Source organism: Gemmatimonadota bacterium (assembly GCA_026387915.1).
Lineage (GTDB): Bacteria > Gemmatimonadota > Gemmatimonadetes > Gemmatimonadales > Gemmatimonadaceae > Fen-1231.
In genome coordinates, this window is record JAPLKS010000020.1 from 1 (window position 1) to 24,647 (window position 24,647).

At 62.7% G+C, this 24,647-nt stretch carries 15 protein-coding genes; 13 read left to right on the forward strand and 2 right to left on the reverse strand.

What is annotated here, in order from left to right; genetic code table 11:
- Window positions 1-112 precede the first annotated feature (112 nt).
- From NTZ43_13135 to NTZ43_13145, 3 genes are all read left to right on the forward strand, one after another.
- Entirely contained in the window at window positions 113-1,513 is a 1,401-nt protein-coding gene (locus NTZ43_13135; protein ID MCX5768157.1) for a DASS family sodium-coupled anion symporter, read from the forward strand.
- 54 nt (window positions 1,514-1,567) lie between these two features.
- Complete coding sequence (locus tag NTZ43_13140) at window positions 1,568-5,422, forward strand: carboxypeptidase regulatory-like domain-containing protein (protein ID MCX5768158.1); 3,855 nt, start codon at window positions 1,568-1,570, stop codon at window positions 5,420-5,422.
- A gap of 280 nt (window positions 5,423-5,702) precedes the next feature.
- On the forward strand, window positions 5,703-7,922 hold the full coding sequence (locus NTZ43_13145; protein ID MCX5768159.1) for a glutamine synthetase III: 2,220 nt from the start codon (window positions 5,703-5,705) through the stop codon (window positions 7,920-7,922).
- Window positions 7,923-8,033: 111 nt separating this feature from the next.
- Here NTZ43_13145 and NTZ43_13150 read toward each other — a convergent pair whose 3' ends face one another.
- Together NTZ43_13150 and NTZ43_13155 are read right to left on the reverse strand one after the other, a co-directional pair.
- Entirely contained in the window at window positions 8,034-9,653 is a 1,620-nt protein-coding gene (locus NTZ43_13150; GenBank protein MCX5768160.1) for a hypothetical protein, read from the reverse strand.
- Between the two features lie 46 nt (window positions 9,654-9,699).
- The gene (locus tag NTZ43_13155; GenBank protein ID MCX5768161.1) at window positions 9,700-11,031 is read right to left on the reverse strand and encodes a glutamine synthetase family protein; all 1,332 of its coding nucleotides are present in this window, start codon (window positions 11,029-11,031) and stop codon (window positions 9,700-9,702) included.
- 149 nt (window positions 11,032-11,180) lie between these two features.
- Between NTZ43_13155 and NTZ43_13160 the strand changes: the two genes are divergently transcribed.
- The 10 genes from NTZ43_13160 to NTZ43_13205 all read left to right on the forward strand — a co-directional run bounded on the left by NTZ43_13160 (window position 11,181) and on the right by NTZ43_13205 (window position 24,637).
- Complete coding sequence (locus NTZ43_13160; protein MCX5768162.1) at window positions 11,181-12,020, forward strand: zinc ribbon domain-containing protein; 840 nt, start codon at window positions 11,181-11,183, stop codon at window positions 12,018-12,020.
- Window positions 12,021-12,200: 180 nt separating this feature from the next.
- Entirely contained in the window at window positions 12,201-13,328 is a 1,128-nt protein-coding gene (locus NTZ43_13165; GenBank protein ID MCX5768163.1) for a response regulator, read from the forward strand.
- Window positions 13,329-13,393: 65 nt separating this feature from the next.
- The gene (locus tag NTZ43_13170; GenBank protein ID MCX5768164.1) at window positions 13,394-14,860 is read left to right on the forward strand and encodes a TolC family protein; all 1,467 of its coding nucleotides are present in this window, start codon (window positions 13,394-13,396) and stop codon (window positions 14,858-14,860) included.
- 34 nt (window positions 14,861-14,894) lie between these two features.
- Window positions 14,895-16,217: an efflux RND transporter periplasmic adaptor subunit gene (locus NTZ43_13175; protein ID MCX5768165.1), complete on the forward strand. Its 1,323-nt coding sequence runs from the start codon at window positions 14,895-14,897 to the stop codon at window positions 16,215-16,217.
- Between the two features lie 24 nt (window positions 16,218-16,241).
- Window positions 16,242-19,442 (forward strand): efflux RND transporter permease subunit, encoded by a 3,201-nt coding sequence (locus tag NTZ43_13180; protein ID MCX5768166.1) that lies wholly within the window; start codon window positions 16,242-16,244, stop codon window positions 19,440-19,442.
- Between the two features lie 65 nt (window positions 19,443-19,507).
- Window positions 19,508-20,257 carry a hypothetical protein gene (locus NTZ43_13185; protein MCX5768167.1) on the forward strand — a complete coding sequence of 250 codons (750 nt, stop codon included), beginning with the start codon at window positions 19,508-19,510 and terminating at the stop codon, window positions 20,255-20,257.
- A gap of 231 nt (window positions 20,258-20,488) precedes the next feature.
- Window positions 20,489-20,929, forward strand: coding sequence for a hypothetical protein (locus NTZ43_13190; protein MCX5768168.1), 441 nt, complete (start codon window positions 20,489-20,491; stop codon window positions 20,927-20,929).
- Window positions 20,930-20,971: 42 nt separating this feature from the next.
- On the forward strand, window positions 20,972-21,820 hold the full coding sequence (locus NTZ43_13195) for a replication initiator protein A (protein MCX5768169.1): 849 nt from the start codon (window positions 20,972-20,974) through the stop codon (window positions 21,818-21,820).
- Window positions 21,821-21,961: 141 nt separating this feature from the next.
- Entirely contained in the window at window positions 21,962-23,566 is a 1,605-nt protein-coding gene (locus NTZ43_13200) for a S41 family peptidase (protein ID MCX5768170.1), read from the forward strand.
- A gap of 18 nt (window positions 23,567-23,584) precedes the next feature.
- Window positions 23,585-24,637 carry a hypothetical protein gene (locus tag NTZ43_13205; GenBank protein MCX5768171.1) on the forward strand — a complete coding sequence of 351 codons (1,053 nt, stop codon included), beginning with the start codon at window positions 23,585-23,587 and terminating at the stop codon, window positions 24,635-24,637.
- Window positions 24,638-24,647: the final 10 nt, after the last annotated feature.

Here is a 24,647-nt window from a genome sequence, read left to right on the forward strand (position 1 = left end):
ATTTGCAGTCTCCTGCCTTACCACTTGGCGACGGCGCCGTACCCCTTGAAAATAGCCCCCGCCACACCCGCCCTCAAGGCGAAACGCCACTCCTATCTATATATTCGCGCCCATGAACACCCTCCTCCGATGGGCTGCCGTCCTCGCCACCCTCGCGGCTATCCTCGCCGCAGGCACCCCCACCGGAGTGCCCCCCGAAGCCTGGCGACTCTTCGCCATCTTCGCCGCTACCATCGTCGGATCCATCCTCCGCCCAGTTCCGGCCGGCGCCATCGTCTTCCTCGGCGTCGTGACCATCGCCGTCACGGGCGCCCTCCCCCCCGCAAAAGCACTCGGCGGATACTCCGAACCCCTCGTCTGGCTCGTTCTCGCCGCCTTCTTTCTGAGCCGTGGCGTCCTCAAAACCGGGCTCGGACGCCGCATCGCCTACGTCTTCATTCGCGCTATCGGCAAAAGCTCGCTCGGACTCGTCTACGCCCTCGCCGGCACCGACGTCCTCCTCGCCACCTTCCTCCCCTCCAACTCCGCGCGCGCCGGTGGGATCATCTTCCCCATCACCCGCTCGCTCGCCGAAGCGTACGACTCGCACCCGGGCCCCACCGCACGACGCCTCGGCGCCTTCCTCCTCTTCGCCGTCTATCAGTGCGATGTTATCGCCTGCGCCGCCTTCCTCACCGGCCAGGTCTCCAACGTCCTCGCCGCCAAGTTCGCGCACGACATTGCGCACGTGGATCTCTCGTGGGGCACATGGGCACTCGGCGCATCCGTACCCGCCATCATCGCGCTGCTCTTCCTCCCCTGGCTCCTCTTCAAGCTCTATCCCCCCGAAATCACCAGCACTCCAGACGCCACGCGCATCGCCAACGACGAACTCATTCGACTCGGCGCCATGAAGCGCGACGAAAAAGTGATGCTCGCCATCTTCGCGATTGTCGCCGGTCTTTGGCTCACCTCTGCCTGGCATCATCTCGACTACACCGTCGTCGCACTCGTCGGCGTGAGCGCGCTCTTTCTCACTAACGTCCTCACCTGGGACGACATCATCGGTGAACGTGCCGCTTGGGATGTCTTTCTCTGGTACGGTGGCCTCGTACGCATGGCCGCCGCACTCGGCGAAACAGGACTCACCACGCGCTTCGCACAGGCCTCCGCCGCCTACACCACCGGCTGGCACTGGCCCGCCGCGCTCGCCGCACTCCTCGCCATTTACGTCTTTGCGCACTACGGCTTCGCGAGTATCACCGCACACATCTCGGCCATGTTCACACCTTTTCTTGTCGTTCTGCTTGCCGCCGGTGCGCCACCGCTCCTCTCCGTTATTCTCCTCGCCTATTTCTCCAACCTCGGTGCCGCTACCACGCACTTTGGCACCACCACCTCCCCCATCTACTTCGGCGCCGGCTACCTCAGCCAAAAAGATTGGTGGCGCCTCGGGTTCATCTCCCTCATCGTCACGCTCAGCATCTTTTCGGTGTTTGGGCTACTCTGGTGGCGATTGCTTGGCTGGATATGACCGCGCGTGTTCTATAATGGTGAACGTCCCGCGGGGGTTAGCCGTCTTGTAAACATGAAGCGGACTTTTTTTGCCCTGTGCAGCGCTTTGGCGCTCCTTGGTTTGCCCATTGCGGCTCGTGCTCAGGTCGGTTCCACCACCGACATCATTACCGGTAAGGTCAACGGACCGAACGGCGAACCCATCGCCGGCGCCCGCGTGGAGGTCACCTCCATCGAACTCGGCACCATGCGTGGCCGCACCACCAACGACAAAGGGCAGTTCACACTGCTCTTTCCTGACGGTGGCGGCCAATACCGCGTCGCGGTCAAAGCCATCGGCTACGCCCCCTTCGCCGTAAACCTCACGCGACAGGCCGACGAAGACCGCTTCGTCGTCGAAGCCAAGCTCTCCAAGAGCGTCTCCCAGCTTCAGCAAGTGACGGTGCGCGGCGCACAGAACAATCAGGGGCAAAACGATCGCCCCACCGCCGGCAGCACCGAACGCAGCCTCACCGCCGAACAACTCTTTCGCTTGCCGATTGACGCGAGTGATCCCACGGCCATCGCTGGCCTCGCGCCTGGTGTTGTCACCCTCGGCGGCACCGATTCCACCTCGTCGGCTTTTTCCGTGGCCGGTCAGCGCACGGACCAAAACCAGATCACGCTTGACGGCCTGAGCTTTGGCACCGGTGGCGTTCCGTCGGAAGCCGTTCGCAACACGCGCGTCATCACGAACACCTACGACGTCACCCGCGGTCAGTTCACCGGCGGTCAAGTCGCCAGCACCACGCGCGGCGGCACCAACAATGTGGTCGGCTCCGTCGGCTTCGTCACCAACGAGCCGTCACTCGAGTTCCCAGACACATCATCCACGAGCTTCAATCAAAAATTCACCTCCAACCAGTTGAGCTTCGGCCTTGGCGGTCCGTATGTGCCGGACGCGTACTTCTGGTTCGGCTCCGCGTCGTGGAACGCGCGCTCCCAGGGGCTACAGTCGCTCCTCAGCGCCAACGAGCAGATCCTACTCCGCAATAACACCTCGCCCGACTCCGCCGATCGCTTTCTCGGATTGCTCAACCGCTACGGTATTCCCTCTACCACGCTCCTCGTCCCCAACGCGCAGAACACCGATCGCATTACCGCGCTCACGCGTCAGGATTTTGCACTCGGCGATCTGCACACGCTCACCCTGCGTGGCGACTGGAACTGGCAGCGTCAGGGCGCCACGCGCATGGGCGCACTCACCGTCCCCGCGCACGGCGGGAGCACGCGCTCGCTCGGCGGTGGCCTCATGGCCTCGCTCAGCTCCACGTTCGACAATGGCATTATCAACGAAGCGCGCCTGTACGCCAACGAAAGCACCAGCGAACAGCGCCCCTTCCTCGTGATGCCGCAAGGCGTCGTGCGCGTCTCGTCGCTCCTCTCCGACGGCGCGCTCGGCATCAGCAGCCTGCAGTTCGGCGGTAACAGCGGACTCCCCTCCGATAACACCACCAAGCAAATCGAATTCAGCAACGAAGTTTCATACCTTCGTTCGACGGGCGGCCATCGCCCCAAGCTTGGCGTGCTGTTCAATGTCAGCACCTTCGATCAAACCGCTTCAAACAATCAGTTCGGTTCCTTCACGTTCAACTCGCTCGCTGACTTCGCCTCGAATGTTCCGTCGCAGTACACGCGCACGCTCGAGCCGAGCCGCCGCGAAGGCGATGCCATCAACGCCGCCGTCTACATCGGCGACGCGTGGCGCTATAGCCGTGCGTTGCAGTTCACCTACGGCGTGCGCGCCGAGGGCACGCGCTTCGACGGCCGCCCCAAGTACAACCCAGACATCGAAACGCTATTTGGCCGTCGTACCGACAACTTCCCGTCTGAAGTGCACGTGAGTCCGCGCATCGGCTTCACCTGGACCTCCAACATTCCCGCGCCGCGTGACACCACGCGCCGCGACGGTCAGCCTGGCGCCGAAGGGCAGCAACAAGGTGGTGGTGGTGGTGGAGGTCGCGGCGGCTTCGGCGGCGGCGGTGGTGGTGGACGTGGCGGTGGCGGTGGCGGTGGTGGCGCGGGCGGCCCTGGCGGCGGCATGTTCGCCGGCCTCTCGAGCTGGGTCGTGCGCGGCGGCATCGGTGAGTTCCGCGGCAAGGCACCCACTGGCCTCTTCACAAGCGCACTCGGCGCCACCGGCCTCTCCGGCGCTGAATCGCAGCTCGTCTGCATTGGCCCCGCTACACCCGTGCCAAGCTGGACGGACTACCTCGCCAATCCCAGCAACATTCCCACCAGCTGCGCCGACGGCACCAATCAGGCACAGAGCATTTTCTCACAGCAGCGTCCCAACGTCACCACCTTCGCACCGGATTTTGGTGCGCCGCGTTCGTGGCGCGCGTCGATGGGCGTGCAGCACCATCTCTTCGGACGCTACACCGGTTCGCTCGACGCCAACTACGCATATGGCATGAACCTGTACGGCGTCTCCGACATGAACCTCAAGGCCACACCGCAGTTCAGCCTCACGGCGGAAGGCGGCCGCCCGGTGTATGTCTCGCCATTCGCCATCATTTCCACCACCGGCGCACTGCAGTCCCTCAACTCACGCAACGCGCCGCAGTACGGCTCGGTCTACAACGTGTTCTCGGGGCTCAAGTCGCGCACCGAACAGCTGGTGGCCAGCATCAACGGCTTCAATACGTGGGGCATGCAGGTGAGTCTCTCGTACACCTGGTCGCGCTCCACCGATCAAAGTTCCTTCTCCGGCGGGTCAGCGGCCGCAGGCTTTACCTCGCCCACCACGGCAGGGAATCCCAACCTGATCGAGTGGAGCACGAGCGATCTGCAGCGTCAGCACACCATCGTCAGCACCGTCACGTGGCCCGTGAGTCCGTCCGTCGAACTCACCGGCGTGCTCCGCTTTTCCTCCGGCCAACCCTACACGCCACGCATCTCCGGCGACATCAACGGCGACGGCTCACGCAACGACCGCGCGTACATCTTTGACCCGCTCCACACCGCCGACACTGCCGTCGCCAACGGCATGGCGCGTCTGCTCACCAATGCGCCGTCACGCATCACGCGTTGCCTCCGTTCACAGCTCGGCGAGATTGCCGATCGCAACAGCTGCACGGCCGGCTGGTTCCCGTCGCTCAGCGGCCAAGTCAACTGGCGTCCCGACGCGCTCGGCCTCAAGCGCAACCTGATGATCTCTATCTCGTTCGTGAATCCGCTCGCTGGGCTCGATCTGCTCACGCACGGCCAAGATCATCTGCAAGGTTGGGGACAGCCCAACCGCATCGACTCGAACTTGCTCTACGTCACGGGCTTCGATCCCATCACGCAGAACTTCAAGTATCAGGTCAACGAACGCTTCGGTGATCAGCGCTCCACCTCGCAGGTCATTCAGCAGCCGTTCCAGGTGTCGCTTACCGCACGCTACACCATCGGGCCTGATCGTCAGCGCGAGATGATGCTCGCGGCGCAGAACGTCGCGCGCGGCGGCCGCGGTGGACGCGGTGGCGATCCCAACGCACCTGGCGGTATGTACGCCGGTATGGTGCGTCGTTATGCGCCGAACATCTTCAAAGAAATTCTCGATCGCGCCGACACGCTCAAGCTCGGACTCACCGACACGCAGAAGTCGCTCCTCAAAGTGCTCTCCGATTCTCTCGCCAAGCAGATCGACACGCTCAGCGCGCATCTCGCCGATCGTGTGACCAAAGCCGGCGCGAATGTCGAACAGCAGGCGATGCTCGCATTCCTGCGCCCAGTGCTCACCGAAGCGCAGGACCTCGGCGCCAAGTCCGTACGCGAGGCGCAGGTCATTCTTACCAAGGAGCAGTGGGCCAAGCTCCCCGAACGTATCCGGAACCCAGCAACGGTCTTCGGCCCGGGCGGTCCGGGCGGCCGAGGCGGCGGTCCTCCGGGCGGACGGCCCTAAAGGCACCACAATGTCTATTGAAGTGAATGAATAGCACAGCAAAGCGGGATAACGTGTAAAGCGTTATCCCGCTTTGTGTTACAGAAATATCGACGGTCCAAAATGCTCAATTCTCCTGCAATTCATCACCCAAAATGCAGTTACTGCAAAACAGCCAAGACGAATTTACATTTTCCGCATTGAAATTGAGTTATTGGTGTGCTAAATTTGCTTAATCTGCAATTATTGCTGGTCACCTGGCTCATCTAGCATTCTCCCACTCGCCAACCCGGCTTCCCAGATGCCATCCATTTCTTCTCGTGCCGCTGCCATCCGTGCCATCAGCTCGCGCACGGTTGACGCTCCAGACGTTCCGGTCGAAGCTGATGAATCGATGCCGACGTCCACCTACTTCGGCATCAATACTTTCGGCGCGCGTCAGATGCGCGACAAACTGCCGAAGGACGTGCACGCCAAACTCGTGGCTGCGGTGCGACTCGGCAAATCGCTCGACACCGAAATCGCTCCTACGGTTGCGCAGGTCATCAAGGAGTGGGCTGTCGGCCGCGGCGTGACGCACTTCTGTCACTGGTTCCAGCCGCAGACCGGCCTCACCGCCGAAAAGCACGACGCATTCCTCAACTTCGACGAGAACAAGTCGGCCATCGAACAGTTCACTGGCGATCAGCTCATTCAGAGCGAGCCGGACGCCTCCTCGTTCCCGAGCGGCGGACTGCGCGCGACGTGGGAAGCACGCGGCTACACCGCGTGGAATCCGGCGTCGCCGGTGTTCATCATGGAATCGCCGGGCGCCAAGACGCTTTGCATTCCGTCGGTGTTCATCGGCTACCACGGCGAAGCACTCGACGAAATGACCCCGCTCCTCCGCTCGAGCGAATTGCTCTCGCAGAAAGCCATGTCGCTCCTGGAGCTCATCGGTGATAAGGGCGCGCTCCGCGTGAACACCACGATGGGCGCCGAACAAGAGTACTTCCTCATCGATCGCACGCACTTCGCGCTGCGCCCCGACCTCGTTATGAGCGGACGCTCGCTCGTCGGCGCGCCGCCGCCGCGTGGCCAGCAGCTTGAAGACCACTACTTCGGTGGCATTCCCGAGCGCGTGCTCGCGTGCATTGCCGAAGTGGAATTCGAACTCTACAAGCTCGGCGTGCCGATCGTCACGCGGCACAACGAAGTGGCGCCCTGTCAGTTCGAAATGGCGCCGCAGTTCGAAGACACCGACATCGCGGTCGATCACAATCAGCTCGTCATGTCCATCCTCAAGAAGGTCGCGCTCCGGCACGGCCTCCAGGCGCTGTTGCACGAAAAGCCTTTTGCCGGCATCAATGGCTCGGGCAAGCACTGCAACTGGTCGATGGCCATCGCGTCCGACAACGAACTCGACGGCGTCAACTTGCTCAAGCCCGGCAAGACGCCGCACCAGAACATTCGCTTCCTGCTCTTCTTGGCCGCGGCGCTCAAAGCCGTGCACAAGCACGCGGGACTCATTCGCGCGGGCATTGCCACCAGCGGCAACGAGCATCGCCTCGGCGCCAACGAAGCGCCGCCGGCCATTATCTCGGTATTCATGGGTGACATGCTCACGCGCGTCATCGACGACATCGCCGCCGGCAAGACGGGCAAGCAGGGTGCCGCGCAGGCCATGATTCAGCTCGGCGTCGCCAAGCTGCCGGAAATCGCCAAGGACAACACCGACCGCAATCGTACGTCGCCCTTTGCGTTCACGGGCGCCAAGTTCGAGTTCCGTGCCGTTGGTTCGAGTCAGTCGATTGCGTTCCCAGTAATGCTGCTCAACGCCACCGCTGCCGAAGCGATTGACGAACTCACCGAGGCCCTCAAGGCCGAACTCAAGACTACCAAGAATCGCGACGACGCAGTGCTCAAGGTTGTGAGCGCTGCCTTCCGCGCCACCAAGGCCGTGCGCTTCGAAGGGAACAACTACTCGGGCGAATGGGTGATCGAGGCAAAGAAGCGCGGCCTGCCGAACTTCCGCCGCACACCGGAAGCACTCGCGCAGATGGTCACCAAGCAGTCGTATGCGTTGTTCACCTCGCTGGGCATCCTCACCAAGGAAGAACTCGAATCGCGCTACCACGTTCGCCTCGAGCGCTACGCCAAGGACATGCTCATCGAAATGCACACGCTCTGCGAGATGGCCGACACCATGGTGCTACCGGCCTGCTACACCTATCTCGGATCGCTCCAGACAGCCGCGGCCGCCGCAAAGCGCGCCGGCATCAAGATCGTCCCGCAGGTAGATGCGGCCAACGCCGCCGGCAAGCTCGTTGTTGCGCTCCAGAAGAAAGCAGCCGCACTGCGCGCCGCCATCAATAAGGCCGAGGGAATGCACGACGCATTGGCCAAACAGGCCGCGTTCCTGACCGAGACCGGCGCCGAGGCGATGGACGAGGTGCGTGCGCTGAGCGACACGCTGGAAATCACGATCGGCGACGATCAGTGGCCGTTGCCGCGCTATCGCGAGATGCTGTTCCCCGTGTGAGGCATCGTGCGTGAAGCACACAAAGGGCGGTGATGCTTTTGCATCACCGCCCTTTTCTTGAGATGCACATCGCGGGAGTCACGCGACGCGATCGTCCGTTCGGACTCCGTGCTAGCGAACCGCTTCGCGCAGACCATCACGCACCCGCCCGTTCGCCAACCACGGTTGGGTCGAGAGCACAAACACCCAGCGGTTCGACAACCCGCCGTCAGACCACACCGTCTTGGCAATGTCAAATCGCACGGTCGTTTGCGTCGGCTGATTGAAGAGGTGACGAAAGCCCAAGCCCAGCAACAGCGCCTGTGGGTTCGTGGGCGATGCGTTCGACACATCCACCGAACGGTGGCGTTCGCTGAACTGGATGAACGGCACTGCATCGGCGGCCCAGCGCCCCTCGCGGGAGTAAATCGTAAACGACCGCTCGAGTGACGCCGTGAGCGCACTTTCCGCCAATCGCGTTGTCGGCGCGAGCGAGCGAAGCACCGGATCCACCATGGAGAGCGCGTAGACATCAGGATCCGGATTCTGCAAGCGCTCAAACGAAACACGGAGCGCCCAGATGCCGCCGCGTCCATGCTGATAGATGCTTCCAGCGGCGCGCACCGTCCCATTGCTCAAGGAATCCCGATTCCAGTATCCCGACGCCCACACATCGCCAGTCACGATCATCGTCGGGGTCGGCAGTAACGTGATGCCGCTCCATCCGTCGAAATGCGCGATCCCCTGCTTCGTGGTCGCCTCGGGCCCGATGCCGACCACCCATTCTCCTTCGAGACCGAGCGGCAGTTCGGCGTTCGGCTGCCCCGGCACCAGCCAGTTCACTTTGCCTACGTCGAGTGATCGGCGAGCCACCCCAACGATGGCCGCGCTGAACTCGCGACTGACTTCCGGGCTCCCGAGCCGCGCGCCAGGTTGCCGCACAATGATATTGGCTTGCTCGTGCTCCGCACCGAACACAAATGCATAGGTGCGATGTTCATCCAGTGCCCATCGCACCGCAGCCGTCCCTGCGTCGGCTCGCCGGCTGATATCGGTGAGCGTCAGGTTCAGGCCGTCGTCCTGAAAGCGCCGCAACTGAAAGCTCGATACCGAGAAGCGCCACAGATCGCGCGGTGAGTACTGCCGCGACCGCAACGACCAGCTCCACGCGCGTCCGTCCGCGAAAGCACGCAAATACGCCGCGCCGCGAACCCGCGACCCAAAGAGATATGGCTCCGCCAGTCCAAACGTCGCCGAACCCCGGTCATCGAGTTTTTCCGCCGACGCCGACACCGTGAGCGCACGTCCAAACAGATTGACTTCCGTCAGCGCGGCGCGTGACGACGTGCGACCATAGCGCACATCCATACGCAAACTCCACGCATCGCGCGTGTGCACCACGAGTTCCAGGGGATCGTCCCCACAGCGCGCACCCGTCACGGTGACTTCGTTGTAGAGGCCCGTCGCGCGAAGCCGGCGCACGGACTCGAGGAGCTCCAGCGAGTCGATCGGCGCACCAATGGCGACAGAAATCTCATTCATCGGCACCCACAACTGTGTGCGCGAGTGGAGTTCCCGCACCACGTTGCCGACAATGCCACCCGGTGTTTCTACCGTTTGCGCATCAATCGAAAGCTGCCCCACCGACTGCCCGAGCCACGCCTTCGGAAACCCCGCCGTCAGGGTATCTACACGGCAGATCGGCGCCTGTCGCGCGGCGGCCGCGCGCGGCGCGGCCACCAACACCAGCACGGCTAGCGCAAGCCACCCGAGTCGGACCCAGCGTGTCGCCGCCGCGCTAATACTTAGCGAGATAATTCTCGAGCTCCCACGGCGACACCTGCGTGATATACTCACGCCACTCCTGTCGCTTCGCGGCAAGGAAGTGCGAGGCAATGTGCTCGCCCAGCGCGCGCTGCATCACATCATCCTTTTCAAACTCATCACACGCTTCGTCCAGATCGTGCGGCAGATCATCAATCTTCAGCCGACGCTTCTCGCGATGCGACATCTCCCAAATATTTTCACTCACCGGCTCGCGCGAGCTCGCTTCTGTTTCCACACCGTCGAGTCCGGCGGCGAGCATCACCGCCAGCGCGAGATACGGATTCGCGCTCGGATCCGGCGATCGCAGTTCCACCCGGGTCCCCGTGCCACGCCGCGCGGGCACCCGAATCAATGGCGACCGGTTGCGCATGCTCCACGCCACATTGATCGGCGCCTCAAACCCCGGCACGAGCCGCTTGTAGGAATTCACCAACGGATTTGTAATCGCGCACATCCCGCGCGCATGATTCAGCAGGCCGCCAATGTAGTAGTGCGCCACCGCCGACATCTCATACGCACCCTTGGCGTCGTAAAACGCATTCTTGCCGTCGCGGAACAACGACTGGTGCGTGTGCATGCCGCTGCCGTTCTGTCCAAAAATTGGCTTGGGCATAAACGACGCATGCATTCCAAATTTTTTGGCCACGTCGCGTACCACAAAACGGAACGTCGCCAAGTTGTCGGCCGTAGTCAGCGCGTCAGCATACCGAAAGTCGATCTCGTGCTGGCCGTGTGCCACTTCGTGGTGCGCCGCCTCAATCTCAAAGCCCATCTGCTCGAGCACGTCCACAATCGCGCGTCGCGCGTCTTCTCCTTGGTCGACGGGCGTGAGATCGAAATACGAGCCCACATCGTGCGTCGCGGTCGACGGGCCGCCATCGGGGCCGAGCTTGAACAAAAAGAACTCGGCTTCCATGCCGGCGTTCATCGTGTAGCCCATGGCCTTGGCCCGCGCGACCTGGCGCTTGAGCGCCGCGCGCGGATCCCCGCCAAACGGAACACCGTCCGGTGTCGAGATATCGCAAATCAACCGCGCCACACGGTTCCGCTCGTCGTCGCCCGGAAAAATCCGAAACGTGCTGAGGTCGGGCGTCAGAAGCATGTCGCTCTCTTCAATCCGCACGAACCCTTCAATGGACGAGCCGTCAAACATGATGTCGCCGTCGAGCGCCTTCGCGAACTGCGACGCAGGAATCTCGACGTTCTTGTTCACACCGAGGATATCGGTGAACATGAGCCGCAAATAGCGCACCGAGTGCGAGGCGGCCAGCGCAAGAACATCAGCTTTGGTGGCGCCCGACAAATCGGTGAGCAGGGAACGTGAGGGTCCGGCCACGTACGCTCCTTCCGGTGATTCCGTGACGGGTGGACGCGCCGGTCCACCCCTGAGAGGGAAATATCAGGCAGGGGGGGCACCTCCGGCAATCGTTTTTCCGGTGTATTTTTCTTTCTATGACACGCTCTGACTCCAAGACCTGCCCCCGTTGCGGCAAAGCCGCTTCCGGAAAATTCTGCGTCGAGTGCGGCGCAGCCGTCGCCGCCACCACCTGCGGCGAATGCGCCGGCACCATTGTCGCCGGCGCCCGTTTCTGTCAGCATTGCGGCGCCTCTGCGGGAGACGCCCCCGCCAAGGGCGGCGCCATCTCCCGTAATCCACTCACGTGGGCCGTACCGGGCGTCGCGGTGCTCGCCGTGATCGCCTATTTCATCGGCCAACAACTCGCCAATAAGAACGACCCGTCGGCCAACGCTACCCCACTCTCGGAAGGTGCCGCGGTCGCACCGTTCGCCGGTGGCGCAGGTGGCGCAGGTGGCGCAGGTGGCGCAGGTGGGGCGGGCGGTGCCGGCGGGGCGGGCAGTGTCGACATCTCGAAGATGTCCCCCGAAGAACGCGCCTCGCGTCTCTTCGACCGCGTCATGCGCTATGGCGAACAGGGCAAGCTCGATAGCGCGAAAATCTTCGCCCCCATGGCCATTCAGTCCTACGAAATGCTCGGCAACGCCACCTCCCACTCGCGCTATGACATCGGCATGATCTCCGTTGTCTCGGGCGACGCGACGCGCGCCGCCGCAGAAGCCGACACTATTCTAAAAGAAAATCCGCAGCATCTCCTCGGCCTCGTGCTCGCCACCAAGGCCGCCGGACTGCGAAACGACCTCAAGGCACGCGCCGCCTTCGAAAAACGCTTTGTTGCCGCCGAACCGTCCGAGCGCGCCAAGAAAGTGCTCGAGTATGAAGATCATAAATCCGACGTCGATGCCGCCTTGGCTGCCGCCAAAGGAAAGAAGTAGTTTTAGCGCCACTCAAGAGACACCATAGGGATATTATAGAGACAGTTTGAAGATATTTCCCATCTATTGATCCAAGCCGGTTACCCGCAGGCTTCTGCTCCCACATGCCGATACTTCTATTGGGAACGATCACTCTGCGCTAGCGTGTACCGGTTCAGTTCACCGTAGAATGATCGCCGAATGCCAACTCCCCGGGGCATGATGCAATCGACCACTGCTGCTGCTCGAATCACGCGCGCCTTTAGCGCCGCCTCTCTTCCTGTGGCGCGCAATATTCTCGTCGTGGACGACGAAGAAAATCTGCGCAACGCGATGAGCAAATTTCTCCGCGCGCGCGGTTTCGATGTGTCGAGCGCCGAGGATGGAGCCCGAGCGCTCGACCTCCTGCAACACACGGCATTTGACGGCATGCTCTGCGACGTGCGCATGCCCGAGATGTCGGGCCTTGAGGTCGTGCCGCGGGCCCTCGAGCTCTCCCCCGACCTCGCGATCGTCATGCTGACGGCCGTCAACGACGCCCCCACCGCCACCGAAGCGCTGGCGCAGGGCGCGATGGACTACCTGATGAAGCCCGTCGAGTTGCCCGACCTTGCCGCGGCCATCGATCGCGCGCTCCACAAGCGCGAGCTCCTGATTCAGCAGCGCCACGTGGAGCGCATGATTCGCGAAGAAGTCGCACAGCGCACCGAGGAGCTCGAGCACGAAAAGCGTGTCCTCGCCGAAACATCCATTGGCATCGTCCGCACGCTCGTGAATGTGCAGGAAGCCAAGGACATGTATCTGCGGGGCCACTCCCAGCGCGTGGCCGCGCTCGCCGCCACGGTCGCGGCCTCGCTGGGGCTCTCGGACGACGACGTGGAGGACATCCGGCTCGCCGGCCAACTGCACGACATCGGCGAAATCGGGGTCGCGGAGTCGCTCAGCAAAAAGCCGGGCCCGCTCACCGACGAGGAGCGACAGCACCTCCGCGAACACGTCCGCATTGGCGTCGAAATCCTCCAACCCCTCCCCCAGCTCGACCGCGTGCTCCCGTACGTCCAGGATCACCACGAGAATTGGGACGGATCGGGCTACCCGAGGGGCATCCAAGGGGAGGCCATTTCGCTCGGAGGCCGGATTGTGCATGCGGTGGACGCTTACGATGCGGTCACCTCGCGACGGGCCTATCGCGAACCAAAGACGCCCGAAGAGGCCATCGACTACCTGTCGCTCCTGAGCGGCAGCAAGTTCGACCCCGACGTGTTCGAGGCCATGCGTCCGGTGGTTCTGCGGCGTAAGTCGTTACACTTCATCGACGAAGTCCCCTGAGGGGCTGAGCCCAGCGGTTATCGTCCCCACCCAACGGGGAGGGCTCCTTATACGTTTAAAGCCCGATGAACCAACGAACCGCATTTTCTCTGCTCCTTTGCGCGGCAGGGGTGGCCTTTGTGTCCCCTCTCGCCGGTCTGCACGCCCAGCAGCGCACCGATACCCTCCGCATGGGCGTTGCCGATGCGGTGCAGTATGTGCTTCGCAGCTCCGACGAGAACAAACTCGCGCTGCTCGCCGTCGACATCGCCAACGCGGGCGTCACTACCGCCTTCGCACCGGGGATGACGCAGTTCCGATTCAACGGCTCCTACTCGCAGGTGCTCAAGAACGCACGCGCCGAACTGGTCGGCACCGTGTTCGGGCAGGCCTACACATACACGGGCGCGGTCGCGATCTCGCAGCCGCTCTTTCAGGGCTTACGCATTGTGTCGAGCGCACGCGGCGCGTTGCGCACACGCGATGCTGCGCGGCTCGATGCCGGCGAAACGCGCGCACGCCTCGCGCTCGACGTGCAACGCTCGTACTTGAACGCACTCTATCTCGCCAAACTCGCCGATCTGCAGAATCGCAATCTGACGCTGACCTCCGATCGGCTCAAGCAAGTCGAGCTACTCGTCGCCGCTGGTCGTTCATCCAGGTTCGACCTCCTCCGAGCGCGCGTGGACCGCGCGAACATCGAACCGCTCGCGCTACAAGCGTCTAACGATCGCGACCTCGCCCTGCTCGACGTCAAACGTCTCCTCGACGTAGACGTCGAACGTCCGCTGCTCCTCACCACCACGCTCGACACCGCAGTTGTCCGCACCATCGTCAACGCCGCACGTGCCGACAGCCTCGGCGAAACCTTGCGCGGCACGGTGCAGTCGGCGGAGTTCTCCCTCCAAGCACGCCGTGAAGGGGTACGCGTCGCGCGCGCCGATTTCTTTCCGCAGGTGACCGCCACCGCGAACATCGGCTACCTCGCGCTCCCCACGCGGAATGGCCTCCCCGATCGTCTGGGCGCCACATCCATTGATTTCTGCCCGCCGGGGAGCGCCGCCGGGAAGCTCTGCCAGAACAACGGCTTCTTCCCCGATCGCAGCATCGGCCTCACCGTCACGTGGGCCCTCTTCGACGGACTTCGCACCAAAGGCAATCTCGACCTCGCCACCGCGCAGGCGCGTATCGCCGAAACGGCGCTCCATCAGGCGCGCGAAACGGCCGCGCTGGATCTCGCCCGTGCCCGTGCGGAGTTCAGCCGCGCGCGGCTCGCGTGGGAAGCGCGCACCGTCAACGCCGCAGAGGCCGAAGAAGCCTTTCAGTTGGCGTCACTGCGCTTTCAACGCGGACTCTCCACGCAACTCGAAGTGACCGACGCGCAGGTCGCGCTGCTCACGGCCCGTTCCACCGAAGCTCGCTCCATCTACGACCTCTATCTCTCCGCCGCCGAACTGGCGCGCGTGCGCGGACGGCCGATTCCGCTTCCCACAGGCGGCACCGTACCGATCCGCTCCAACGCCGGACTATCCAGTGTATCTGACAATCGATAACCGACGGTTCGCCGCGTGCCTTATCGCACTCAGCGTGTCGTCTTCCGTGTTCGCCCAGCAACCCGCAAAAGACGCGGCGGCCTCCAAGCAAGCGCAGGCGCCAACCGCCGCGCCAACCGCCGCGCAAGCCGATGCCAAGGACGCCAAAGCCGCGAGCAAGGCCGCCGGAGCGCCAGCCGGAGACGCGAAGAACGGTCGCAAGAGCGGCGGCGGCGATGGACAAAAAGGCGAAGGCGGGCGCGGGAGTGGTGCCCGCACGGCCAGCGTCGTGCTGTCGGCCACCGACGTTTTTAAAGTCATGCGCACGAATGTCGACGCGGGCGTCGCTATTGCCGGCGATCTCCGCCCCATCGAGAGCGCCATCGTGCGTGGACGCATTGACGGCGTACTCGAGAAAGTCACGGTACGCGACGGTCAACAGGTAAGGGCCGGTACGTTACTCGCGAAGTTTGAATCCGTCGAACAAGAAGCGTCCCTGCGGAGCGCCGACGCGGATTTCATTGCGACCAAAAGCGACTTCGACACCCAGCAGTGGAACTACGAGCAGTCCAAAGAATTGTTTAAAGTGGGGGCCATCGCCGAGCGCGATTTGCGTTCGGCACAGCAGGCCGCGGACGCAGCGCGCGCACGCATGGCCGCATCGGAATCGCGGCAGCGTATTGCCCAGAACGTCGTGCGCGACACGAAAGTCATCGCGCCGTTCAACGGCACGATCGACAAACGCAAAGTGCAGAACGGCGAGAACACGCTGCGTGGCGCCGAAATGTTCACACTCGTGCGCGACGAAGTGCTCGAGCTTGCCGGTACCGTTCCGGCACGACGCGCCAGCGACGTGAAGGTCGGGCAATCCGTCCGCTTCAATGCCGATTCCCGCCAGTTCAGTGGCCGCGTGGCCCGCGTGAGCGCCACTATCGATCCGGCCACGCGCTCCATCACCGTGTACGTACAGATCCCCAACGGAAAGGGCGAGCTCAAGGGCAACAGTTTTGCCAACGGACAGATCATCGCCCGCTCCGTCCCCAGTGCGCTGGTGGTCCCGCAGTCCGCCGTCCGACAGAGTGCAGTGGACGGTAAGTCGTTCGTCTACACCGTCGAAGGCGGTCAGCTCGGGATTGCCAAGGTCAGCACCGGCATCCTCGATGAAGCCAAGGGACTCGTCGAAATCGTCGGTGGCGTCAAGGAAGGCGACGTCGTCATTACCGGCAACGTCGGTACGCTGGGCGTCGGCATGAAGGTGACACTCCTCGGCAATGAACAGAAATCCGAACGCGGCGGCCGCGGCTCGGGTGGTGGCCGCGGGGCACGCGGCAATGAGACCGGCGCTGATGCAGGCGCCCGCCCAAAGAAGAGTCCGTAGCCACCACCACCAGGACCCCGTTCGATGTTCCTCTCCGATATCAGTATCAAGCGTCCGGTGTTCGCCACCATGATGATGGTGGCGCTCGTCGTGCTCGGTGTCGTCTCGTATAAACGACTTGCCGTCGACGAATATCCCGACGTCACATATCCCACGATCAGCGTCTCGGTGAGTTATCCGGGCGCCTCGCCCGAAGTGGTCGAACGTGACGTCTCGCGTCCCATCGAGACGGCGCTCAACACCGTCGACGGCCTATACGAACTGACGTCCACGTCGTCCGAAGGCTCGGCCAACGTCCGCCTGCAGTTCAAGCTCGGCATTGATCCCACGCGCATGCAGCCGGAGGTGTCGGCCAAGGTCGGCCGCATCCGGCGTCAGTTGCCGCGCGACATCAACGAGCCCACCATCTCGCGCTACGATCCCAACGATCAGCCGATTCTCACGGTGGCGATGTCGAGTTCCGAGCGGTCGCTCCGCGAACTCACCGATCTCGGCGATCAAGTCATTCGGCCACGCCTCGAGTCGGTCAACGGCGTCGGCGGCGTGCAGCTCAACGGCACCGCCACACGCGAAATCCACGTCGAGGTTGACCCGAACGCGCTGCGCGCCGCCGGACTCACCCCAGACGTTATTTCGAGTGCGCTCGCCCGTGAAAACCAGGAAGTGCCAGCGGGCCGTATCAAAAAGGGCGACAACGAACGCGCCGTGCGTGTCACGGGGCGCGTCACCGACCCCATCGCCTTTCAAGATGTTGTGGTCGTCGTGCGCGCGGGCACGCCGATTCGCGTGCGCGATCTCGGCCACGTGATCGACACGATCGCGGAACGTCGCTCGGCGTCGTTCGTTGGACGCGGTGATAAGACGACGCCGACCCTCTCGCTTGACGTCCTGAAGATCTCGGGCTCCAACACGGTCGCGGTCGCCAATAACGTCAAGGCTGTGATCGGTGACATCGAACGCCAGCTTCCGGCCGACGTGCGGTTGACGCTCACGCGTGACGACTCGCGACACATCAAGGATTCTCTCGCCGACGTACAGCTCACCATCGGACTTGGTGCGGTCCTGACGGTGATGATCATTTATCTGTTCCTGAACTCGTGGCGCTCGACCGTGATCACCGGGCTCACGCTCCCGGTGTCCATCATCTCGGCGTTCTTCGCCATGTTTGCGCTCGGGTTTACGATCAACACGATGACGCTGCTCGCACTCTCGCTCGCCATCGGGTTGCTCATCGATGACGCGATTGTCGTGCGCGAAAACATCGTGCGTCATCTCGGGATGGGCAAAGACCATCACCGCGCGGCCAAGGACGGCACCGACGAAATCGGATTGGCCGTCTTCGCCACCACGCTCGCCGTGGTTGCCGTGTTCATTCCTGTCGCCTTTATGGGCGGCACGATCGGCAAAATTTTCTATCAGTTCGGCATGACGGTCGCCTTCGCCGTGCTGGTGTCGCTCTTTGTCTCATTTACGCTCGACCCCATGCTCTCGAGCGTCTGGCACGACCCCGAAGCCATGCAGCACGGTGGCGATGCGTGGCGCAGCGCCGGCTTTATCCGCAAAATCGCCCTGCGTTTTGATCGCTGGTTCGAACGCACTGCGGATCGTTACCCCCACATGCTCGCAACCGCGCTCCGTCACCGTGGGATCGTCGTAGTCGGCGCGCTCGCATCCATTGCCTTGGCCGCCGTTATCATTCCGCGCCTAGGCTTCACCTGGATGCCGGACTTCGACGGTGGCGAGTTCAACGTGAGTTTCCGCGTGGCACCAGGCTCGAGCCTGAGCTACGTCATCGCGCGCGGTAAACCGATGGACGACTTCATCCGCTCGATGCCCGAAGTGGATTTCACCGCGTTCTCGAACGGCGGACGCGGCGGCGGCATCAATAACGGCAATATCAGCGTACGGCTGAAGCCGCGGAACCAGCGCAAGCGCTCACAGTTCGAGGTGCAGACCGCGCTGCGCGCCCAACTCTCAAAGTTTCCTGGCATCAGCGCCAGCATCGGCCAAACGCCGACCATTTTCGGCGGACGCGGCGCGCCAATCACAGTCAATGTGCAGGGCCCGGAACCGGCCCGCCTCAAGCTCATTGCGAGCCAAGTACTCGAGGTGATGAAGCGCATTCCCGGTATCGCCGAACCGCAGTCGAGCGACGAAGGTAGTGTGCCACAGCTCAACGTGAGCGTGGACCGGCAGCAGGCCTGGGCCGCCGGCCTCGGCATCGCCAGCATTGCTAGCACCCTGCAACCGCTGTTTACCGGCCAGCGCGCCACCGTCTGGCAGGATCCGCTCGGCTATTCGCACGACGTGGTCGTGATTTATCCCGACTCACTACGCTCAAGCGCGGCGGATGTCGCCAATATTCCAGTAAACGGATCTGGGATCGACAGCCGCACCGGGCTGCCCGCGGTCGTGCCGCTGTCGCAGGTCGCGGATGTGGTGCCTGGCGTCGGACCGCAGTCCATCGAACGCCGAGCCCTCGAACGGCAGATTCGCATCAACGCACAGGTGCTCCCCGGGGCGCCCGTAGGTGATATCGCCGACGTGGCCCGTGCCGCCATCGACTCGCTCGTCCTGCCCCCAGGCTACCGCACCGTCTTCACGGGAAGCGTGCAAGAACTCAACGACACCAAGGGGTACGTGGCGGAGGCGCTCGCCCTCGCCGTCGTATTCATCTATCTGATTTTGGCCTCGCTGTTTGGATCGTTCCTCCAACCACTGGCCATCATGATCTCCCTCCCACTGAGCTTCCTCGGCGTGGGACTTGGGCTCCTGGTGACGCGGGGCACGATGAATGTCATGTCCATGATCGGCATCATCATGCTCATGGGACTCGTCACCAAGAACGGCATTCTGCTGTTGGATTTCGTCAACCAACGCCGCGCGGAGGGCGAAGACCGTCTGGCCGCGATTCTTGAGGCCGGTCGTATTCGTCTCCGCCCGATCATCATGACCACCGTGGCGATGATTTTCGGCATGCTCCCGCTGGCCTTCGCCATCGGCGAAGGCGCGGAGCAGCGGGCCCCGATGGCCCATGCGGTGATCGGTGGGTTGATCACCTCCACGCTCTTGACGTTGTTCGTAGTGCCCGTGGTGTATACCTTGCTCGACGATATGGCAGTGTGGGTTGGGGGCGGACGCCGACCGGTCGCTACCACGGAAACGGAGTCGGAAAATGAGTCGGGAGCGGTACTCGCAGCAGTCGACGCGCGCTCCCACGCTTGACGCAACGAGTCGCGTAGTGTATTCAGCGGTAGTGAAAGAGCCATTTCAAATGACAGGAGGCAACCATGGCGCGCGGTGATGAAGTGACAAACGAGCGCATGTACGGCGACGGCGACGACGACGAGCCGGCAAGCTTTAGCGGCGGCAGCGCGGGCATCCCGTACGATGACGACGAAGACGAAGACGGCGGCTGGGCCATCAACAAGGACCATAGCGATTCGCTGTGGGACAGCGCCGAAGACAACGATGACGATGACGACGCCGAGCCGGAACTCGTCGACGCCGGCGAAAGTGCCGACGAAGAAGAATCCGACCTGTTCGACGGTGGGCTCAGCGCCCCCCGCCGGCGCGGGCGTCGTCCGAACGCAGAAAAAGCTGCTGAAAACGCGGCATTTGGGCTCCCACCAGTAGTGGTGGTGCCCGCTGCAGCAGCCCCGAAGGCCAAAGCCGCGGCGGCGAAGCCGGTTGCAAAGCCGGCTCCAGCGGCTAAACCAGTCGCTAAACCAGCGGCCAAACCAGTTGCAAAAGCAGCGGCGAAGCCGGCGGCAAAAGCCAAAGCCGTCGCTAAAAAGCCGGCGAAGCCAGTAGCAAAGGCCAAGCCCGTCGCAAAGGCCAAGCCGGCAGCGAAGAAGCCGGCAGCCAAAGCCAAGAAAGTAGTCAAGGCAAAAAAGGCGGCGAAGCCCGTAGCCAAGGCCAAAAAGAAGGTCGCCCCCAAAAAGGCCGTCAAAGCCAAAAAGCCGGCCCCAAAGAAGGCCGTTAAGGCCAAAAAGCCCGCCCCCAAGAAGGCGGTCAAGAAAGCCAAGCCCAAGAAGTAGCCGACATCCGGTACTTCATCTTGAATAGCGCACGGCGGGGTGCAAGCACTGCACCCCGCCGTGCGCGTTTTAAGTCGAGATGGCCGTTCGCTCGAAGTTTGCCTCCACGAGCGTTATTGTTGGTCAATGGCTGAATCGCCCGTCGCCCTGCTCCGCGCTCACGCGCGGCACGCTCCGTGGAATGCCCGCGGACTAGCGGCGCACGCCACGGCGCTTGTGGACGCAGCTGGTATGCGACCCACTAACGCCTCGGCACGGGCCGCGCCGAGCGCGCGTGCGGTACGCTTTTATGTCGCCAACGGACTGATTGACCATCCGCAGGGAAAAGGAACGGCGGCAACGTATCTGTACCGTCACCTGCTCCAACTCCTCGCCATCAAGGTCCGACAGCGCGAAGGCCATGCCCTCGAGGCAATTAAAATCGAGATGGCAGGCCTCAGCGGCGACTTGCTCGAAAAACGAGTGGCACAGTCGCTCGCCCGCGCACTGGATGGCGGTGCCGAAGAAGTGGTCCCGCACGACGACGAGCGCACCGTAAGCTGGCGTCGCATTCCGGTGGCAGATGGTGTCGAACTACACGTGCGCGACGATGTCGCCGCCGCACGCGACGACGCGGTGGTGGCAATGCGTGAGTCGGTCCGTGCCGCGCTGGGGCGCGAGGACGTCAGGTGACGCCGTCGTGAATAGGGTCCATCCCCTAGTCATCACGAGCGCATGATGGCCACCGCGCGGCGCCAGCTCGCTCGCCTCGTTCTCCTCGACCGCTCGCTCGAATTACTTCCACTGTTTCGACTGAGCGATTCCGCCGAGGACGGCGCCATCGACTTTACCACATCCTCGGGCGCTCGGTGGCGCGTACTTCCAGCGCCGGGCGAGCGCCTGCCGGGAACGTTCGATCAGGATGTGTATGTCGAACTCCTGCGTCGGTATCAAGAAGCCGGAGCCCCGTCGGACGGCGCCGTGAGTTTTACCCTGCACGCCTTCCTCCGCTCGATGGGCCGCCGCGTGGATGGCCGCACGTATGAACAGCTACGCGCGGCCCTCACGCGGCTTCACCGCACCACGCTCGAGAGTGACGGCGCGTACGACGACGCCGTGAGCGGCACCAAGTTGCAGTCGCAGTTCACGGTGCTCTCCACCGTACAGATTGACCGCCGCCGACAGACGGATCGCGATCAGCTCGCGCTTTTCTCGACACTCACTAATAACGAGCCCGGCGACGCACGCGTGGTGATTGCCTCGGTGTTGCGCGCCAACATCTCGGCAGGTCACACCACGACACTCATCGCACCACGCTATTTCGCACTGAACTCACCGGTCGCACGCCGCATCTATCGGCTACTTGAGGGCGTCCGTGTGACGGTCGGCAATTCCTGGGACGTGGACCTGGACGAACTTGCGAATCAGGTACCGTTGATTCAACGGTTTCCGTCGCATCTCCAGCGCGTCCTACAACCGGCACACGAGATGCTCGTGGCAGCGGGATTGCTTCGCGAAGCACAGTTTGTACAGGAAGGGCGCGCCTGGAGGGTAAATTATCAACTCGGCGCGAAGGCGAGTTAAACGGCTAGGTCGTTGCGGCGTAGAGAGTTATCACGTTTTCCGCCGAAATTTCACAACTATACTGTCTCGGAACGTTCCTTTGCGTGGAGCGTAGAGACAGGGTATTCTCCTGTTCCCTTATAGAGTCGGTCGGTTATTCCTATGACGTCCCCCTCCCGCAAAGCGGCGCTTCTCTGCCTCCTTCTCGTCCCTCTCGTGGGGGGCGCTTTTGCCATCCAGGAGCGGACGGCTCAGTCGGGCGAGCGCCTGTTTAGTCAGGTGCTCTCGCTGATCAACGACAAGTTCGTTGACTCGATCGAAGTGGGGTCGCTGTACGAAAAAGCAGCCCGCGGTCTTGTCGCCGAATTGAAGGATCCGTACGCCGAACTGTATTCGCCCAAGCAGCTTGAGGCCTTCAACCAGACGACCGGCGGATTCTACGCCGGCGTGGGGATGCAGATCGAGCCGCAAGATGGCAACATCGTCATCTCCAAAGTGTTTCCGCACACACCGGCTGAAGAAGCGGGCATTCGCATCGGCGATCGCATCGTCGGCGTCGACTCGCAAAGCACGCGTGGCTGGAAGACCGAACAGGTTTCGAGCAAACTCAAGGGCCCGCCGGGCACAAAAGTCACCGCGCGTTTTTCGCGCCCCGGAAACAGTGAAGTCTTCGCCGTGCAGTTCACGCGGCGTGTCGTGCGCATTCCGGCGGTGCCGTATGCGATGATGCTCGAAGGGAAGGCGGCGTACATCCCCGTCACGGGCTACAGCGAAACCGCATCCGAAGAAGTGGCGCAGAATCTCCAGCGCCTCGTGGGCGAAGGTGCCAAGTCGATCATTCTCGACTTGCGCGGAAATCCGGGTGGCTATCTCGAGCAAGCCATCACGATGAGCAACATCTTCCTGCCCAAGGGCAAGGAGATCGTCGCGGTGCGCGGGCGCGGGGAACCGGATCAGGTGCACGTCACGACGGCGAGCCCGATGGTGCCGACCCTGCCGATCGTCATTCTCACTGACGGCTACACGGCGTCGGCATCGGAAATCGTCGCTGGCGCGCTACAGGATCACGATCGCGCCCTCATCATCGGCACGACCTCGTTCGGTAAGGGACTCGTGCAGTCGATGTATCGCCTCGACGGCGGCTACGCCATCAAACTCACGACCGCCAAGTGGTATACGCCGAGCGGCCGTTCGATTCAGAAGGACCGCAAGCTGCTCGACGACGGCTCGCTCGTGGAATCGCATCCGGATTCAATGGAAAGCGACTCCGCACGAAAGGCGCGCCCCAAGTTCAAGTCCGATGGGGGTCGCGTGGTGTACGGCGGTGGCGCCATCACGCCCGACGTGATCGTCCCATACGATACGCTTCCGACGGTCGAGCAGAAGCTCTCGCGCGCCCTGCTCTCCAAGCAGCAGGATGCGTACCTCGCGCTCTACGACTACGCCTTCGAACAGAAGGCCAACGTGAAGTCCGACTTCACGCTCACGCCGGAAATGCGTGAAGAGTTCTATCAGCGACTCGTCAAGCGCGGCCTCGTCATCGACAAAAAGGACTGGGCGGCGGGAATTCGGTACATCGATCGCACGCTCGACAGCAAGATTTCGAGCATCGCGTTTGGCGACAGCACCGCCAAGCGTCGTGACTTGCACGAAGACCGGCAGTTGCTCCGCGCGCTCGAGTTCCTCAAGAAGGGGCCGACCACGCGCGAACTCCTCGCACTCGCGGGCAACACGCCGGCCCCAGCCACGAAGAAAGCCAACCCGTAACCCTTGCCGCATCCTCCCATGATCCGTCGCACTTCCCTCGCGGTCGCCCTGCTCTGCTCGGCGACCGCGCTGTACGCTCAGACTTCCATTGCCCGCACAGCTGACGCGGGCGAAGAGCGGCATTTCGCCAACATCAAGCAGCTGACCAACGGCGGCACGAACGCCGAGGCGTATTTCTCGCGCGACGGTCAGTGGATCACTTTTCAGGGCACGCCGGAAAAGAACGGGCACGCCTGCGACTTGCAGTACGTGATGAAGACCGACGGCACGGGTCTCAAGCGCGTTTCGCCGCTCGCCGGCAAGACGACCTGCGGCTGGTTCCTCAACGACGGCAAGCGCCTCTTCTTTGGGTCGTCGCACGCCGCCGATTCACTCTGCCCGCCGTCGCCGGATTATTCCAAAGGCTACGTGTGGGGCATTGACCCGTTCGACATTTTCACGGTCAATCGCGACGGTACGGGGCTCAAGCGCCTCACGAACTACGACACGTACACCGCCGAAGGGGTGCTCTCCCCGGACGGCAAGCGCATTGTGTTCACGTCACTCAAGGGCGGCGACCTCGACATCTACACGATGAACGTCGACGGCACCAACGTGAAACAGCTGACCACCCTTCCGGGCTATGACGGCGGCCCGTGGTGGTCGCCCGACGGTAAGCAGATTGTGTATCGCGCGTATCACCCCACCGATTCGTTGGAGTTGAAGGATTATCGCGATCTGCTCAAGCAGCGCATGATCCGGCCGAACAAGATGGATCTGTTCATCATGAACGCCGACGGCAGCAACAATCATCAGGTCACGAACTTGGGCGGCGCGAGCTTTGGGCCGTCGTGGTCAATCGACGGCAAGAAGCTCATCTTCTCGTCCAACTACAAGAATCCCAAGAGCCGCAACTTCGATCTGTTTATGGTCAACCTCGACGGCTCCGGCCTGGAGCAGATCACGACCAACGAAGAGTTTGACGGCTTCCCGATGTTCAGCCCCAACGGCAAGAAAATCATCTGGGCCTCCAACCGCCACGCGACGAAGGAACACGAGACCAATCTGTTCATCGCCGACTGGAAGCCCTGAGCACACACCG

Excerpts from the sequence above, each read along its gene's own strand:
- NTZ43_13135 (MCX5768157.1), top strand. The coding sequence starts at position 113 with ATGAACACCCTCCTCCGATGGGCTGCCGTCCTCGCCACCCTCGCGGCT.
- NTZ43_13140 (MCX5768158.1), top strand. The coding sequence starts at position 1,568 with ATGAAGCGGACTTTTTTTGCCCTGTGCAGCGCTTTGGCGCTCCTTGGT.
- NTZ43_13145 (MCX5768159.1), top strand. The coding sequence starts at position 5,703 with ATGCCATCCATTTCTTCTCGTGCCGCTGCCATCCGTGCCATCAGCTCG.
- NTZ43_13160 (MCX5768162.1), top strand. The coding sequence starts at position 11,181 with ATGACACGCTCTGACTCCAAGACCTGCCCCCGTTGCGGCAAAGCCGCT.
- NTZ43_13165 (MCX5768163.1), top strand. The coding sequence starts at position 12,201 with ATGCCAACTCCCCGGGGCATGATGCAATCGACCACTGCTGCTGCTCGA.
- NTZ43_13170 (MCX5768164.1), top strand. The coding sequence starts at position 13,394 with ATGAACCAACGAACCGCATTTTCTCTGCTCCTTTGCGCGGCAGGGGTG.
- NTZ43_13180 (MCX5768166.1), top strand. The coding sequence starts at position 16,242 with ATGTTCCTCTCCGATATCAGTATCAAGCGTCCGGTGTTCGCCACCATG.
- NTZ43_13185 (MCX5768167.1), top strand. The coding sequence starts at position 19,508 with ATGGCGCGCGGTGATGAAGTGACAAACGAGCGCATGTACGGCGACGGC.
- NTZ43_13190 (MCX5768168.1), top strand. The coding sequence starts at position 20,489 with ATGCGACCCACTAACGCCTCGGCACGGGCCGCGCCGAGCGCGCGTGCG.
- NTZ43_13195 (MCX5768169.1), top strand. The coding sequence starts at position 20,972 with ATGATGGCCACCGCGCGGCGCCAGCTCGCTCGCCTCGTTCTCCTCGAC.
- NTZ43_13200 (MCX5768170.1), top strand. The coding sequence starts at position 21,962 with ATGACGTCCCCCTCCCGCAAAGCGGCGCTTCTCTGCCTCCTTCTCGTC.
- NTZ43_13205 (MCX5768171.1), top strand. The coding sequence starts at position 23,585 with ATGATCCGTCGCACTTCCCTCGCGGTCGCCCTGCTCTGCTCGGCGACC.